Source organism: Quadrisphaera granulorum, assembly GCF_003149145.1.
Classification (GTDB): Bacteria; Actinomycetota; Actinomycetes; order Actinomycetales; family Quadrisphaeraceae; genus Quadrisphaera; species Quadrisphaera granulorum.
Map to the genome: position 1 here is coordinate 502,935 of NZ_QGDQ01000001.1, position 14,961 is coordinate 517,895.

At 72.5% G+C, this 14,961-nt stretch carries 16 protein-coding genes; 6 read left to right on the forward strand and 10 right to left on the reverse strand.

The features are described from left to right. Positions 1-61: 61 nt before the first annotated feature. Both BXY45_RS02335 and BXY45_RS02340 read right to left on the reverse strand, forming a co-directional pair. Positions 62-619 carry a DUF6036 family nucleotidyltransferase gene (locus BXY45_RS02335; RefSeq protein ID WP_174976633.1) on the reverse strand — a complete coding sequence of 186 codons (558 nt, stop codon included), beginning with the start codon at positions 617-619 and terminating at the stop codon, positions 62-64. Further along, the gene (locus BXY45_RS02340) at positions 619-1,161 is read right to left on the reverse strand and encodes a helix-turn-helix domain-containing protein (RefSeq protein WP_109772630.1); all 543 of its coding nucleotides are present in this window, start codon (positions 1,159-1,161) and stop codon (positions 619-621) included. The genes BXY45_RS02335 and BXY45_RS02340 overlap by 1 nt, the downstream gene beginning before the upstream one ends. A 232-nt stretch (positions 1,162-1,393) precedes the next feature. Here BXY45_RS02340 and BXY45_RS02345 point away from each other — a divergent pair, with 232 nt between their 5' ends. Further along, positions 1,394-1,972, forward strand: coding sequence for an RNA polymerase sigma factor (locus BXY45_RS02345; protein ID WP_211319150.1), 579 nt, complete (start codon positions 1,394-1,396; stop codon positions 1,970-1,972). Next, positions 1,969-2,811, forward strand: a complete 843-nt coding sequence (locus BXY45_RS02350; protein ID WP_109772631.1) for a hypothetical protein — start codon at positions 1,969-1,971, stop codon at positions 2,809-2,811. The genes BXY45_RS02345 and BXY45_RS02350 overlap by 4 nt, the downstream gene beginning before the upstream one ends. A 41-nt stretch (positions 2,812-2,852) precedes the next feature. On the opposite strand, the gene BXY45_RS02355 is transcribed toward BXY45_RS02350, so the two are convergent. The 5 genes from BXY45_RS02355 to BXY45_RS02375 form a co-directional block, all read right to left on the reverse strand. Next, positions 2,853-3,593, reverse strand: coding sequence for an ATP-binding cassette domain-containing protein (locus tag BXY45_RS02355; RefSeq protein ID WP_109772727.1), 741 nt, complete (start codon positions 3,591-3,593; stop codon positions 2,853-2,855). A gap of 146 nt (positions 3,594-3,739) precedes the next feature. Beyond that, positions 3,740-4,750 (reverse strand): FecCD family ABC transporter permease, encoded by a 1,011-nt coding sequence (locus BXY45_RS02360; protein ID WP_211319151.1) that lies wholly within the window; start codon positions 4,748-4,750, stop codon positions 3,740-3,742. Between the two features lie 77 nt (positions 4,751-4,827). Continuing rightward, positions 4,828-5,886 (reverse strand): FecCD family ABC transporter permease, encoded by a 1,059-nt coding sequence (locus BXY45_RS02365; RefSeq protein WP_211319152.1) that lies wholly within the window; start codon positions 5,884-5,886, stop codon positions 4,828-4,830. A 51-nt stretch (positions 5,887-5,937) separates the two neighbouring features. Further along, a complete protein-coding gene (locus tag BXY45_RS02370; protein ID WP_211319153.1) occupies positions 5,938-7,011 on the reverse strand; it encodes an iron-siderophore ABC transporter substrate-binding protein in 1,074 nt (357 codons plus the stop codon). Between the two features lie 79 nt (positions 7,012-7,090). Next, positions 7,091-7,801 (reverse strand): helix-turn-helix transcriptional regulator, encoded by a 711-nt coding sequence (locus BXY45_RS02375; RefSeq protein ID WP_170131271.1) that lies wholly within the window; start codon positions 7,799-7,801, stop codon positions 7,091-7,093. Between the two features lie 233 nt (positions 7,802-8,034). Between BXY45_RS02375 and BXY45_RS02380 the strand changes: the two genes are divergently transcribed. Genes BXY45_RS02380 through BXY45_RS02390 form a run of 3 tightly spaced genes read left to right on the forward strand, consistent with a single transcriptional unit; the run spans position 8,035 to position 11,188 of the window. Continuing rightward, positions 8,035-9,099: an iron-siderophore ABC transporter substrate-binding protein gene (locus BXY45_RS02380; RefSeq protein WP_109772633.1), complete on the forward strand. Its 1,065-nt coding sequence runs from the start codon at positions 8,035-8,037 to the stop codon at positions 9,097-9,099. A 5-nt stretch (positions 9,100-9,104) separates the two neighbouring features. Further along, entirely contained in the window at positions 9,105-10,124 is a 1,020-nt protein-coding gene (locus BXY45_RS02385; protein ID WP_109772731.1) for an iron chelate uptake ABC transporter family permease subunit, read from the forward strand. Next, positions 10,121-11,188 (forward strand): FecCD family ABC transporter permease, encoded by a 1,068-nt coding sequence (locus tag BXY45_RS02390; RefSeq protein ID WP_109772634.1) that lies wholly within the window; start codon positions 10,121-10,123, stop codon positions 11,186-11,188. Before BXY45_RS02385 ends, BXY45_RS02390 begins: the two co-directional genes overlap by 4 nt. Positions 11,189-11,215: 27 nt before the next feature. Here the strand turns inward: BXY45_RS02390 and BXY45_RS02395 are convergent, their stop codons facing one another. Together BXY45_RS02395 and BXY45_RS24810 are read right to left on the reverse strand one after the other, a co-directional pair. Beyond that, positions 11,216-12,385, reverse strand: coding sequence for a methyl-accepting chemotaxis protein (locus BXY45_RS02395; protein WP_109772635.1), 1,170 nt, complete (start codon positions 12,383-12,385; stop codon positions 11,216-11,218). Continuing rightward, the gene (locus BXY45_RS24810; RefSeq protein ID WP_245961610.1) at positions 12,366-12,746 is read right to left on the reverse strand and encodes a hypothetical protein; all 381 of its coding nucleotides are present in this window, start codon (positions 12,744-12,746) and stop codon (positions 12,366-12,368) included. Before BXY45_RS24810 ends, BXY45_RS02395 begins: the two co-directional genes overlap by 20 nt. A 21-nt stretch (positions 12,747-12,767) precedes the next feature. Between BXY45_RS24810 and BXY45_RS24040 the strand changes: the two genes are divergently transcribed. Next, complete coding sequence (locus tag BXY45_RS24040; protein WP_245961611.1) at positions 12,768-13,031, forward strand: type 2 periplasmic-binding domain-containing protein; 264 nt, start codon at positions 12,768-12,770, stop codon at positions 13,029-13,031. On the opposite strand, the gene BXY45_RS02405 is transcribed toward BXY45_RS24040, so the two are convergent. Further along, positions 13,022-14,671 carry an ATP-binding SpoIIE family protein phosphatase gene (locus tag BXY45_RS02405; RefSeq protein WP_146211047.1) on the reverse strand — a complete coding sequence of 550 codons (1,650 nt, stop codon included), beginning with the start codon at positions 14,669-14,671 and terminating at the stop codon, positions 13,022-13,024. The genes BXY45_RS24040 and BXY45_RS02405 overlap by 10 nt on opposite strands. Positions 14,672-14,961: the final 290 nt, after the last annotated feature.

Genomic DNA, 14,961 nt, shown 5'->3' on the forward strand with positions numbered 1-14,961 from the left:
GTGCGCGCCTGTCGTCTTCACCGGACTCTGCCTGTCGCGCCCACATGGGCTGGCTGTGCCATCAGGTGTCGCGGCGCTCGCGAGCGGTCACATAGCTCCGCACCCAGCGCGTGACGCGGCGCTGGACTCCGACTGGAGCCAGCAAGTCGGCGCAGCGGCGCAGCAGCACTTCGGGGTCGAGTAGTTCAGCGTCCAGCAGCGCGGCGACGAACTCATGATCCTTCTCTCGGGAGGCCACGAGCTTGGATACGGCGAGGTCGTGAGGATCCAGGCAGTGAGCGCGTCCGGGCTCGCTGGACCGGCTCTGCCAGATCACCACGCGAGCACGCCAGTCGTGCGGGAGGGTTGCCGTGGTCAGGTCCACGCCTTGGGCGTAGTAGCCATAGGTGGCGTGGAACTGCCCGTCCTCGCCGAGGATGCCGTCGATGAGATCCGACTTGGCGTTGTCGGGGTCGTCCCAGAAGGTGAAGTCCGCCTCGATGGAGGCGACGGCGGCGTCGGGGAGGTCGTCTTCGTCGTACGAGCCCAGGATCGCCTGGGATCCGATGACGACGATCTCGCGGTCATTGGCAATCTTGCTGGCGGCGCGGAGCAGGTGTGCGAGGTGCTCGCGACGCATCAGCGAGCAGGGGCGCGCGCGGCGCGGTCGTGATCGGAGAAGTTGGCGCGCACCCGTTCGCGGGTCCGCTCGTCCAGCACTCCGGCGAAGGGGCTGTTCTGGCGCAGTTCACGGGCGCGCGGGGAGGTGGACGTGAGGGTGTGCAGCACTGCCTCGAGGGGGCCGTCCAGGAGATGTTCCCACTCGGCGAGCCATCGGGCGGCCTGGCCGCGCGTGTGGCGCTCCTGGAGGCGGGCGAGGTTGTGGCGGGCAGTCGCCAGGGTTGCTTCGGGCTCTTCGACCAGGCGTCCTGCGACTGCGTAGGAAAGCCACAGGCTGCGCCGCTGGTCGCGAGTCATCCTCGCTGAGCGTGCCGCGAACGCCTCCAGCTCAGCGCGGGTGATGCGACGGTGAGCGCCGGAGGTGACGTAGGCGAGGTCGCCGCGGTCGCACAGGTTCACGATGTGCTGGCGGGAGACACCGAGCATGGTTGCGGCCTCGCCCGTGGTGAGCAGGTCATCGCTCGCCGAGGCGCTCGCCTGGTCGAAGGTGAAGCTTCGCATGAAGCAAGGGTATCGACACAAACACAATAAACACAACAAGTAGGCAGCACATTGGTGTTTCTAGCGTTAGAGAGGCATGGTCTCGAGCGGTGAGGGCCATGGGTATCTGACCGTCGCCAGGTCGCCATCCCTGGCCCGCGCGACAGTGCCCGAGTGATCGTCGCCACGGCGCACGGGGCAGAGGGCGGTGATCCCGCCGGAACCATCCGGGCCGGTGCGGACACTCCTGGGTGTGGACGACGTGGACGACACCGCGCTGTGGCAGCGGAGCACCGCCGGTGACGGCGAGGCCTTCGCGCTGCTCTTCGACCGTCACCACGCCCGCGTCCACCGTCACGCCCACCGCCTGACCGCTGACCGCCACGACGCCGAGGACCTCACCGCGGGGGCTTTCCTGGAGCTGTGGCGTTGCCGCGACCGCGTTCGGCTGGTGGATGGCTCGGTGCTCCCGTGGCTGCTCGTCACGACCTCCAACCTGGCCCGCAACCACGCCCGTGGGCTGCGTCGCTACCGCGACTTTCTCTCTCGCCTCGACCGCGAACCGGCCACCACACATGACGTCGCAGCTGACGAATGGACCGATCTCGACGAGCCGTGGGCGGGAGCCCTCGCGCAGCTCAGTGCCGCTGACCTGCGGCTCGTCACGCTCGTCCTCCTGGAGGACCATCCTCTGGCCAGCGCCGCTTCCCTCCTCGGTCTGACGCCCCAGGCTGCCAAGTCACGGCTGCATCGCGCCCGCCAGCGGTTGAGAGCCCTCCTGCCCGATCGGCATCCCTCCACCCCCGCACGGACGCCAGGAGACCTGCGATGACCGGACCGACCCCCGACCCCCGATTCACGGCCAGCCTGCGCGCGGCGCTGGTCAACGAGGTGAGGACGACGACGGCGGCTCGCACGCCGCGCCGCTGGCGCCCCGCGGCGGTGGCGGGCGCGGGCGCCGTCGTCGTCGCCCTGACGGGTGGGTCGATCGCCGTTGCCGAGGGGCTGGTGCCGCTGCCCTTTCGCACTGGCGGGTCCTACGATGTGGCCCTGGGATCCGGAGTCCCGACGACGCACGTGGGTTCGTTGACCGTCCCCGTGGACGACATGCCGAAGGGCACCAACGGGGTGCGCTTCGAGGTGGCGTGCCTCAGCCCGGGCACCATCACCTACCCCGACGGGGCCGGGCTGACCTGCGACGCAGCGGACGCGTCGGCGGGGAGTCGTAGCTTGTACACGGCCGACCTGTCGTCCGAGAAGGGGCCGCTCGCGTTCGACGTGACGCCCGGCATGCGGTGGACGCTCGAGCTGACCTGGCTGAGGCGCAGCCCCACCGACTGGCAGACCAACGCCCGCGGGGAGACGTCCGGCGTCACCAAGCCCGGCGGCTCCTCTCCGGACCTCGTGGCGGCGATCGCGACCAACGGCGCACAGGGGTACTACCGGGCCAGCGAGTACGCCGCGCTGACCCCGCAGCCTCGAAACCCGGAGGAGGCGGCTCGCTGGGGCCGGCTGCCGTCGCGCACGGTCACCATCCCGGTGTACGCCTCGGACGGCACGACGGTGCTGGGGGAGTTCGAACTGACAGTCCATAGCCCGGACGGCGTCGCCCCGGCCGCCACGAACGGGGAGACCGAGCCCCCGCGCCAAGGCTCGGCGTCAACATCCTGACGTCAGAGGCCCAGGTCAGAGGCCTAGGTTAGACGCCCAGGTCAGAGGCCCGACGGCGCGGAGTGGTGGCGGCCGATCGGCACCACCAGGGGAGTTCCCGCCACGGGGTCGGTGATGACCTGGGCGCGCATGCCGAAGACCTCCTCGACCAGGTCGGCGGTGACGACCTCCCGCGGGCTGCCCTGCGCGACCAGCCGGCCCTGACGCAGGGCGACGAGGTGGTCGCTGTACCGGGCGGCGAGGTTGAGGTCGTGCAGCACCATGACGATGGTCGTGCCGCGGGCTCGGTTGAGGTCCGTCAGCAGATCCAGCACCTCCACCTGGTGGCACACGTCCAGGAAGGTGGTCGGCTCGTCGAGCAGCAGCACGTCGGTGCGCTGGGCCAGCGCCATCGCGATCCACACTCGCTGGCGCTGGCCGCCGGACAGCTCGTCGACGGAGCGGTCTGCCAGCTCCAGCGTGCCGGTCGCCTCCAGCGCCTCCTCGACGGCGGCGTCGTCGTCGGAGCTCCAGCGCCGGAACCACCCCTGGTGGGGGTGTCGCCCCCGGCCGACGAGGTCGGCGACGGCGATGCCCTCGGGGCTGACGGGACTTTGCGGCAGCAGCCCCAGCACGGTGGCCACCTCGCGCGAGGACTGCTCGTGGATGGGTCGGCCGTCGAGCAGGACCCGCCCCGACAGGGGCGTCAGCAGGCGGGCCATGGCGCGCAGGAGCGTCGACTTCCCGCAGGCGTTGGCACCCACGATGGTGGTGATGGCGCCCGTGGGGACGTCCAGGGTCATGTCGTGGACGACGACGCGTCCCTCGTAGCCCACGCTGACGTCCCGCACCGCCAGCGTGTGGTTCGTCGGGGCGGCTGCTGCGGGCGCAGTTCCCGTTGGTGCGGGGGGCGCGGGGCGCGCGGGAGGCGCAGCCTCGGGTGCGGTCTTCACAGTCCACCTCCGGAACGGTTGGTCCTGGCCAGGAGCCACAGCAGGTACGGCGCACCCAGCACGCCGGTGATGACGCCGACGGGGAAGCGCGTCGGCAGCGCGTACTGCCCGATGAGGTCGCCGACCAGCACCAGCAGCGCCCCCACGAGAGCGGCGGGCAGCAGCAGCGACCCGGTGCCGCGCACGAGCCGGTGGGCGATGGGGCCGGCGAGGAACGCGACGAAAGCGATCGGGCCGCTGGCGGCGGTGGCCACGGAGACCAGGGCGACCGCCAGCACGAGGAGCAGGAGCCGGGCCGTATTGGGCTTGACCCCGAGGGCGGCGGCGGTGTCGTCGCCCAGCTGCAGCGCCGACAGGCGCGAGGAGGCGGCGACCACCAGCGGCACCAGCACCGCTGCAGCGACCAGCAGCGGGGGCAGCTCGTCGTTGCTGGCGGAGTTCAGGCTGCCGGTCAGCCAGCGCAGCGCCTCGGAGGCCTCGTTCACGGAGGTACGCGTCAGGGCGTAGCTGATCACCGACTGGAACATGGCCCCGATGGCGATGCCCACGAGCACCAGGCGGGCACCGTGGACCCCCCTCCGCCAGGCCAGCGCGTAGATCACCAGGGCCACGAAGACCCCGCCGAGCACGCTGGCGCCGGACAGCGCCAGGCCGGAGAACCCGAAGGCGGTGATCGCGATGACCGCGACCGCGCTGGCTCCGACGCTGACCCCGATGATGTCGGGGCTGGCCAGCGCGTTGCGGAGCATCGTCTGGAAGACGACCCCGCCGAGCCCGAACGCCACGCCCACCACCAGCCCCATGACGGTGCGGGGCAGACGCAGCTCCGTGACGGTGAAGGAGGCGCCGGGGACGGGCTCACCGGCGAGGACCCGCGCCACCTCCAGGGGGGAGTAGGTCCGTTCTCCCACGCACATGGAGACGACCACCACGGCGACGAGGAGGGCGGCCAGCAGCGCCACCATGCGGGTGCGGTGACGGTGGCGCGCGCGCCGCCCGGTCGCCACGAGGGCACCAGGGCGCCGGGCCGGAGTGTGCGCAGACCCAGGCGCGGGCTGGGGTGCGGGCGTCGGGGTGGTGAGTGTCACAGGTCACGCACCCGGTGGCGGCGGATCACGGCGATGAAGAAGGGGGCGCCGATGAGCGCGGTGATGATGCCCACCTCCACCTCCGCCGGACGGGCCACGACGCGCCCCACGGTGTCGGAGACCAGGAGGAGCGCCGCTCCCAGACCCGCGGACAGCGGCAGCAACCAACGGTGGTCGGGCCCCGTGAGCAGGCGCGCTACGTGGGGCACCACCAGACCCACGAAGGCGATCGGCCCGGCCACGGCGACTGCCGCGCCCGTGAGCAGCACGGTGGACAGCGCCGCCAGTGCGCGTGTGCGGCCCGCGTGCTGGCCCAGCCCGGCGGCCACGTCGTCGCCCATGGCCAGGGCGTCCAGCCCGCGGGCGCAGCCGACGGCGAGCAGTGCGCCGACGGCCAGGAACGGCGCGATCTCGGCGGTGCTGGCGAAGGTGGCCCGGCCCAGGGAGCCCACCGACCAGAAGCGGAAGGAGTCGTAGACGTCCTGGCGGGCGAGCAGGACCATCGAGACCATCGAGAACAGCGCCGCCGTCGTGGCGGCGCCGGCCAGGGCCAGCTTCAGCGGTGTGGCACCACCCCGCCCGGCAGCGGCGATGCCGTACACCAGCACGGCCGCGCAGGCAGCGCCGGCGAACGCCATCCACACGTAGCCGCTCAGGGTCGACAGTCCCATCCAGGCCATGCCGACGACGACGAAGAGGGAAGCCCCCGAGCTGACCCCGAGCAGGCCGGGGTCGGCCAGGGGGTTGCGCGTCACCCCCTGCATCACAGCCCCGGCCAGCCCCAGCGCGGCACCGACCAGCAGCCCCAGCACGGTGCGAGGCATCCGGGAGGCCACCGCCACCTGGGCGATGTTGTCGGGATCGGTGTGCAGGACACCGCCGACGACGTCGGTGACGCCCACCACGCGCGACCCGAACGCCAGCGACGCGACGCAGGCGACGAGCACCGCCAGCGCGCACGCCGCCAGGCCCCAGCCCCGCCGGCGCCGGCGCACCCGGCTGGCGGTGGTCGTCACCGGTGCTGTGACGGCCTCGTCCAGGTCAGTGGCCCCCACGGTGCTCTCCTTCCGGCTAGCGGGACGCGGTCAGTGGTCAGCAGGTGTGGCTCAGGCGCCGACCTTGCTCGCCGCGCCCTGGAGCAGGTCGAGGTAGTCGTTGAGCCCGAAGGGCAGGGACAGCAGGGTGGGGCTGGTGATGGAGGACGCCAGGGGGGTGGCATCGGGGACGACCGCCACCGATCCGCGGGCCACAGCGGGGATCTTGCCGAGCAGCGGGTCGGCCTGGAGGGAGGCCAGGGTCGAGGCGTCGCCGTAGGTGACGAGGACGTCGACGTCGGCGAGCTGGTCGGCGTTCTCGGCGGAGAGGTCGACGTAGAACTCGGTGGAGCTGCCGGCGAGGGTCACCACCGACGGAGCGTCCTTCATGCCCAGGTCGTGCAGGAGCTGCACGCGAGAGTCCAACGGGGTGTAGACGCCGATCTTGCTGCGGTCGGCGGGGTCGATGTAGGTGTAGGCGAAGGTCTTGCCGGCGACGGCGGGGCGGGAGGCCAGTCCCTGCTGGATCTGGGCCTTGATCTCGTCGACCTTCGCCTGGGCCTCGGCCTTCAGGCCGAGCGCCTCACCGTTGACGAGGGCCATGTCCTCCCAGTTCGTGCCCCAGGCGTACTGGGGGTAGGCGACGGTGGGCGCGATCTTGGTCAGGGTGGCGTAGTCCTCCGCGGTGAGGCCGGAGTAGGCGGCCAGGATGGCGTCAGGAGTCGTGTTGCTGACGGCCTCGAAGGGGATGCCGTCGGTCTCGTCGAAGAGCACCGGCATTTTGTCGCCCGTCGCCCCGAGCCCCTGGAGGGCTTCCTCGGTCCACGGGAGCACGCCGTCGTTGTCGTCGTCGCCGTAGGTGGCCTTCTGGAAGCCGACCGGCACCACGCCCAGCGCCAGGGGGACGTCCTGGTTGCCCCAGTTCACCGTAGCGACCCGCTCGGGCTTCGACTCGATGGTGACGTCGCCCAGGGCGCTCGGGATGGTCACGGGGAAGGCGCCGGCCGCTGCGGAGGTGGAGCCTGCCGAAGAGGCCTCGTCGCCCGCGCTCGATTCAGTGGAGGCGCACCCTGTCAGTGCCAGGCCGGCGACAGCGGCGGCGGCCCACCAGGTCATGCGACGGCGGGGGATGGCGGTATGCAGCATGCACGGTCCTCGGGCAGTGGATCAGTAAGGTCAGGCTTACCTTAACTGCTGCGGCGAGTGGTTCGCCTCTCGGGACTGGTCAGCGAGTGCTCGCGCGGGCGTGGGCTGCCGGGGTGGTCCCGTAGGTCTTGCGGAAGGCGTCGATGTAGCCGCTGGTCGTGCGGTACCCGACGCGCTCGGCGACGGCACCGACGGGCAGGCCGCTCGCGAGTAGGGACAGCGACGAGACCAGTCGCGCCTCGGCGCGCCACTGGGTGAAGCCCTGGCCGGTCTCGGTGACGAAGGCGCGCACGAGGGTCCGCTCGCTGATGCCGGCCCCGCGGGCGGCGTCGGCGAGCGAGGTGTCGTCGCGCGGGTCAGCGAGGACTCTCTCCGCGAGCGTCCGGGCGACGGGGTGCGTCGGGACCATCAGGCTGGCGCGCTCCTCCTGAGTGTGTTGCACGAGCTCCGAGAGGAGTGCGTGGCACGCGGTCCTCGTCGAGGGCGTCAGTGACCCGGACGTCGTGTAGCGGACGAGCTCGGCCATGAGGGGCGTGCAGAAGATCGCTCCCGGGCGGGTCCACCGCTCGCCCGCGGGTCTCAGGCGTGCGCTGCTGTAGATGCTGTGCGTCGTCCCTGCACCCACCGGCTCGACGGCGTGCACGACGCCCGCAGGGAACCAGAAGGCGGCACTGCTGTGGACGAGCCAGCGCCGCGCCCCGACCAGGATGGTCATCGGGCCGTCGGGGAACCAGTAGAGCTGGTCCTCGTCGTGGCTGTGGGGAGGATGTCGGGACGCGTCGTGCGCCACGCCGAAAAAGGTCTGCGATGTCACCTGGGGCCCACTGGGGGGGCGGCTCTGCGCCAGGGGCGTTCTCAGAATCCACCACAGGTGCCACCGTAATTGCATTCGAGAAGCATCAGTGTCACCTGGGGTGGATTGGCGACGAGATTTAGTAAGGCTAGCCTCACCTCCGCTCAGCGCCGGGTGGACGCGTCCTCCGCTGGGCATGCCCCGTGCCCACAGCAGAAGGTCGAAGGTCCATGTCCAGTCCAGCACCCACCCTCCGGCTCCGGAGGCCGGTCGGCGCGATGCTCGCCGTCATCGCCGCGGTCGTCCTCTCCGCCTGCGCCCCGGGGGCCGACCCTGCGAGCGCGACGACGACGGCGAGCGCCGCCGCTGCGAGCCAAGCGGCGCCGACCTCTGGGCAGTTCCCGGTGACGGTCGAGCACGTCTACGGCCAGACGGTCATCCCCGCGGAGCCGCAGCGCGTCATCACCCTCGGCCTGTCCGACCAGGACCCGCTGCTTGCCCTGGGGGTGAAGCCGGTCGCGGTCTACCCCTGGTGGGGTGACTACCCCTACGCCACCTGGCCCTGGGCCCAGGACGAGCTCGGTGACGCCCAGCCGGTGGTCCTCAACAAGGGTGTCCGTGACGAGGCGAACCCGCCGGTGGAGGAGATCGCCTCGCTCGAGCCGGACCTCATCATCTCCCTCTACAACGGCACCACGAAGGAGCAGTACGAGCAGCTCTCGCAGATCGCGCCGGTCGTGGTGCCCGACGAGCAGTACGCGAACTTCGCGATCACCTGGCAGGAGGCCACCCGGGCCACCGGAGAGGCGCTGGGCCGGGAGGCCGAGGCGGTCGCGCTCGTCGAGCAGCTGGAGCGGTCGTTCGCGGACGCTGCCGAGGCCCACCCCGAGTTCGCCGGGAAGACGGCGGTCGTCGCGGAGCGGTTCGAGGCCGGCGAGACCATCGTGCGCACCGGGAACGACGTGCGCGCCAAGTTCTTCGAGCAGCTCGGCTTCACGATCCCCACCGAGGTCGCGGGCATCGCGCCGAACGCGTACGGCGAGCTGTACGTGCCCGACGAGCTGGTGACGGAACTGTCGAAGGACCTGCTCGTGTGGAACGTGGGGTTCGCCCCCGACGCGCGCGCGACGGTCGAGGCGCTGCCCCTGTACGGCCAGCTGCCCGTCGTCCAGGACCAGCGCGTGCTGTGGGTCGAAGACCCGGTCGTCTCCGGTGCCTTCAGCTGGGGGACCGTGCTCAGCCTGCAGTACGCGCTCGACGAGCTGCTGCCGCAGGTCTCGGAGACCCTCAGCTGACGACCATCGAGGTCCGACCGCCGCGAGCGCGACGCCTCCGGAGCACCCTCTGGGGCGTCGCGCTCGCGGCGGTCCTCGCCGTCGTCGTCGCTGCCAGCCTCGGGGTGGGGGCACGGGTGATTCCTCCCCGCGAGGTGCTGGGCGCGCTGTTCGCGCCGGCTGGCACCGACGCGGACGTCCTCGTCCGGGAGGCGCGTGTCCCGCGGACCCTCGTCGGCGTGATCGCGGGAGGCGCGCTCGGGCTCGCGGGTGCGCTCGTGCAGGGCCACACCCGGAACCCGCTCGCAGACCCGGGGATCCTCGGTGTGGGCGCGGGGGCGGCGTTCGCCGTCTGCCTCGGCATCTCCGCGTTCGGCATCACGTCGCTGGAGCGCCAGGTCTGGCTCGCCCTGCTCGGCGCGCTCCTCGTCAGCGCCGTCGTGTTCGCGGTCGGCGCCCCCCGGGGTCGCCAGCCCGCACCGGTGGTCCTGGCGCTCGTCGGCACGGTGGTCACGGCGCTGCTGACCGCCCTCACGAGTGCGGTGCTCCTGCTGGACTCGGCGACCATCACCTCGTTCCGCTTCTGGACGGTGGGTTCTCTGGCGGGGCGGGGGCTGGACGAGGCCGCCGTGGTGCTGCCGTTCCTCCTCGCAGGGACGGTCCTGGCGGCCGGAGCCGCGCGGCCGCTCGACGCGATGGCCCTGGGGGAGGAGTTGGCTGCGTCGCTGGGGAACCGGCTGGCGCTCGCCCGCGGCCTCGGCGTCGCCGCGGTGGCCCTGCTGACCGCCTCGGCGGTGGCCGTCGCGGGTCCGCTGGTGTTCGTCGGCCTCGTCGCGCCGCACGTGGCCCGGGGTATCACCGGCCCCGGCCACCGCAGGGTCCTGCCGCTGGCCGCGGTGGTCGGCGTGGTGACCGTGCTGGCCGCCGACGTGGTCGGGCGCCTGGTGGTCCACCCGGAGGAGGTACAGGTCGGCATCATCACCGCACTGGTCGGCGGGCCGCTGTTCATCGCCTTCGTCCGTCGCCGCAGACTGGCCTCCCTGTGACCGCGACCGCCGGCACTCGGCGTCGTCGCGCGCTGCGTGTCGGCCCGGTCTCCTTCCCGGTCCGGGCGCGGGTCACGTCCTGCTACCTCGCGGTGGCCGTCGTCGTCCTCGTGCTGTTCTGCCTGACGGTGAGCATCGGGGAGAAGGCTGTCCCGCTGAGGGACGTGGCAGCGGTGCTGCTCGGTGGCGGGTCGCCCGGCGACCGGTTCATCGTCGGTGAGCTGCGGCTGCCCCGGGCTCTCGTGGCGCTCGGCGCGGGTCTGGCGCTGGGCGCCTCCGGGGCGCTGGTCCAGAGCGTCACGCGCAACCCGCTGGCCAGCCCCGACGTCATCGGCATCCTCTCCGGCGCGAGCACCGGGGCGGTCGCGGCCATCGTGCTCGGAGCGACCACGGCCGGCGGGGTGCTCGGTGTCTGGGGTGCCACGCCGTTCGCCGTCGTCGGAGGGCTGGTCGCGGCCGCCGCCGTCGTCCTGCTGTCCTGGCAGGGCGAGGTGGGAGGGATGCGGCTGGTGCTCGTGGGCATCGGCGTCGCCGCGATCAGCACCGCCCTCACCTCGCTGCTGCTCGTGGGAGCCCGCGTCCACGAGGCCGCGCAGGCGGTCGTCTGGCTCACCGGAACGCTCGACGGGCGGACCTGGACTCATGCCTGGCCGCTGCTCGTCACCGTGGCCGTGGTGCTGCCGCTGCTCGCGCCGCTGCAGCATCCGCTCGCGGCGATGGCCCTCGGGGACGCCGTCGCGCAGGGCGTCGGGGTCAGGCCGGGAGCGGTGCGGTTCTCCGCCGTCGGCGGCGCCACCGTGCTCGCCGCGGTGGCCGTCGCGGCGGCCGGTCCGATCGCGTTCGTCGCGTTCGTCGCCCCGCAGGTCATGATGCGGGTGATCGGCTCGGCGACGCCGCCGGTGCTCGGTGGAGGGCTTGCCGGTGCCTTCCTGCTCCTCGCGACCGACACCGCGACGCGGACCCTGCTGCCCGTTGTGCTGCCCGTCGGCATCGTCACCGTGGCCCTCGGTGCCCCCTGCTTCCTCGCCCTCCTGCTCGCCCGTCGGCGGCTTCTCGCCTCCTGAGGGGTCAGCTCCCGAGGGGAGATCTCCTCAGCGCGCGGTGCGCTGCGAGAGCTGGGTTAGGAGGGAGCCGAGTTCGGCGAGGCGCTCCGAAGCCCCGACGGCGCGCTTGACGCCAGCCGTGGCTGACATCGCGTCCTCGAAGAGCGCGCCGATGTCCGCGGTGATGCTCGCCGCGCCGTCGGCGGTCTGGGAGATGCTGCGGCTCATCTCCGCGGTGAGCGCCGACTGCTCCTCGACGGCCGCGGCGATGGACAGCTGGTGGTCGTTGACGGTCTTCACGACCTCCTGGATCTGTGTGATGAGGTCGACGGCGGTGCCGGTGTCCGCCTGGATGCGCTGCACGCGCTGGGTGATGTCCTCAGTGGCCCGGGCGGTCTCCGTCGCGAGCTCCTTCACCTCGCCGGCCACCACGGCGAAGCCCTTGCCGGCCTCCCCGGCCCGTGCGGCCTCGATGGTGGCGTTGAGCGCCAGCAGGTTGGTCTGCTCCGCGATCGACGTGATGATCTTCACGACGGCGGCGATGGCGGACGACGACGCGTCGAGCTCGGTGATGCTGCGGTGCGCCTGCTCGGCCAGCCCGACCGCTCCGCGTGTGACCTCGCCGGCCTGGGCGCTACTGCTGCTGATCTGCTGGATCGCCTGCGTCATCTGCTCGGCGCCGGACGCGGCGGCCGCGGCGCCGGCGGTGATGTCGCCGGCCACGTTCGCCACGGCCTGCGTCCGCGTCGCGCGGTCGCCGACGCCGGCGGCCAGTGTCCGGGCGCTGGTGGCCAGCGCCGTCGACGTCTGGTGCACCTCGGTGGCGGCCTGACCCACCGAGCCCTGGTTCGTCGTCACAGCGGTCAGGAGTGCAGCCAGCTCCCTGGCCGTCCGGCCGACCTCATCGTCCCTCTCGACGGGCAGGGCGATGCTGTGGTCACCGCGCGCGGCGGCCTGCAGCGCCGCGTCGATGCGCTGCAGGCGGAGGGTGCTGGACCGCACCGCGAGCACGGCCAGCACCGCACCGACCGCCGCGACACCGGTCCCGGCCCCCGTGAACGACCAGGCGCCGGCGCTGCCGGCTCCACCGCTGGCGATGTGCGCGGCGCCCGCTCCGGTGACGAGCGCTCCGGTGGCGACGACGACGAGGGCGGCCGCCACCCTCAGGGCGAGCGGCAGGTCTCGGAGGGGGTGGCGGTCAGCGGCGGGCGGGGCCACGGAGACTCCTCGTGCGGTGGGGGCGACGGTGGATCCAGTCGATCTCCATACCCATCGACACGTCCGTGGTCCGCTTGAGCCCGCTGTGCGCCGTGGGGGTCCGGTGGAGGAGCTGGTGCTGGCAGGCGGGCCGGCTGGCGGCTCCTACCTGCGGCAGGCCCGGCAGCTGGCGCGCGTGCTGCAGGAGCGCGGCGCCGCTCGCCCGCACCCACGTGTCGCTGCTGCACCTGCTGGTGCGCGCCGACAGCACCTTCACCACCCTCGCCGACCTGCGCGGCCGGCGGGTCTCGCTGGGGCCGCAGGGCTCCGGGGCCGCCTCACGGGCTTCGACCTGCTGGCGGGGGTCGATGGAGTGGACCATTCCGGACTGGTCAGCCGCACGATGCGGGACAGCGCGGTCGCCGCGGCCCACGGCACGCCGACCGCCACCCCGACCCTCGGCGTCGGCAACCTGCTCGTCTGCCACCCCGACCTGCGCCCTGGTGTCGCGCGCGCCGTGGTGGAGGCGTGCCTGACCGCGGCCCCGGAGCTGGTGCCGCAACCGTCGGACGGCGTCACGCACCTCGCCCGCGCGGCCCTGGTCGACGCCGAGCCCGTGCTGCTGCACGAGGCGGCCGCCGACGCCTACCGGGAGGCCTACGGCTGACCGCCGGGATCGGGGATGACCAGCTGCGACCACACCGTCTTGCCGGTCGGGCGCATCACCACGCCCCAGTCCTCGCTCATGGCTTCCACGATGGCCAGGCCCCGCCCGCCCAGGGCCCCCTCCTCGGCCTGGCGCTGGCGCGGGAGGCCCGTGGAGGCGTCGGTGACGCTGATCCGCAGCCGCCGATCCTCCACCTCGAGCTTGAGGCGCACCCGTCCGTGGGCGTGGATCGCGGCGTTGGTCACCAGCTCCGAGAGCACCACCGCGGCCGAGTCCGTGGTGTCCTGGTCCACACCCCACAGGTCCAGCTGGCGATACAGGAAGCGCCGGCACAGGCTCGGGGCGCCAGTCGATCCCTCCACGTCCAGCTCGGCGGCCTGCCCGACCGGGCCGGCGTAGGACAGGCCCAGGAGCGCTGCGTCATCGGTCAGGCGGGAGGCCACCCCGGACAGCACGGCCTGCACCATGGACTCGATATCGCGATGAGACTGCCCGGCGATCGCCATCACCCGGGGCAGGTCTGCGGTGATCCCACCGGCGACGGTCTCCACCAGTCCGTCGGTGTACATCAGCACCTCGGCGCGCCCGGTCAGCTGCACCAGGGTCTCGGGATAGGTCGCCCCGGGCGTGACGCCCAGCGGGATGCCCGGGTCGACCTCGACCTCACGGACGGTGCCCTTGCGCACCACGAGCGGCGGAGGATGGCCAGCCGACGCCACCCGCATCGCGCCGGTGTGCTGGTCCAGCTGGACCAGCGCGCAGGTGGCGAACAGTTCTGAGCCCAGGTCTCCCAGCAGGGTGTTGGTGCGCGCCAGCGCTGCCCCCGGGGCGTGGCCCTCGGACACGTAGGCGCGCACCGCGGTGCGCAGCTGACCCATCAGGGCCGCCGCAGCGGTGGAGTGGCCCTGCACGTCTCCGATGACGAAGGTGACCTGGTGGTCGGAGACCACGGCGTCGTACCAGTCCCCACCGACCTCCTGCCCGGCCTCCGCGGGCAGGTAGCGCACGGCCACGTCCACCCGCTCCAGCGCGGGAAGCGCGCGCGGCAGCAGGGAGCGCTGCAGGATCTGGGCCAGCTCGCCCAGGCGCGCCATCGCCAGTTGCTCGGCCTCGTAGGAGCGGGCGTTCTCGATTGCCACGGCGGCGTAGGTCGCCACCGCCTCGGCCTGGTAGCGGCTGGCGTCGCTGAACCGTCCCGGCTGGACGTGGGCGAGCAAGATCGCCCCGAGCATGACGCCCTGGATGCTCTTGACCGGCACCGCCAGGTAGGAGCGCACCGGGGGGTGACCAGGCGGCATGCCGCCCATGCGCCCGTAGCGGGCGTCGGTGAACAGGTCGTCGATGAGCACGGTGGTGCCCCCGTCGGAGACCGTGGGGGCGAAGACATCGGTGATGCGCACCGGGGGCAGGCCCACCTCGGCCGGGCGCGGGAAGACGTCGCGGGGGATGCCGGACAGGGCGAAGGCGTCCAGGCGTTCGGTGCCGACGGTCTTGAAGTAAGCCCCGTAGGAGGCCCCCGTCATCCGCACGGCGAGGTCGACGGCCTCTTCCAGCAAAGGCTTGGAGCGCTCACCGCGGTAGGTCGCCAGGTGCGCCAGGTCCCAGTGGAACGGGCGCAGCCAGCCTGACTCGGCGGTCACCACGACGCCACAGGCTTCGTCGGCGCAGGAAGGTGCATGGCGGTCCAGACGAGGTGCAGGCACTTCAGGATGAGTGCAGCTTGCCGCGCGGAGTTGCAGGGCTCAGGAGCGGCCGAGCGTACACAGGAGCACGCTAGCGATCATCGTCCGGTGGAGCCGGGCGCGGTAGTGAATCGGGGCTGTCAACGGCGCTCGAAAACTAATGGGGGTTACCGGGCCGGTTCCGCAAGGGGCAGGCTTGGTGCCGGTAGCGACCGGCAGGGTCAGCACTCAGGAAAACTGGACCTGTG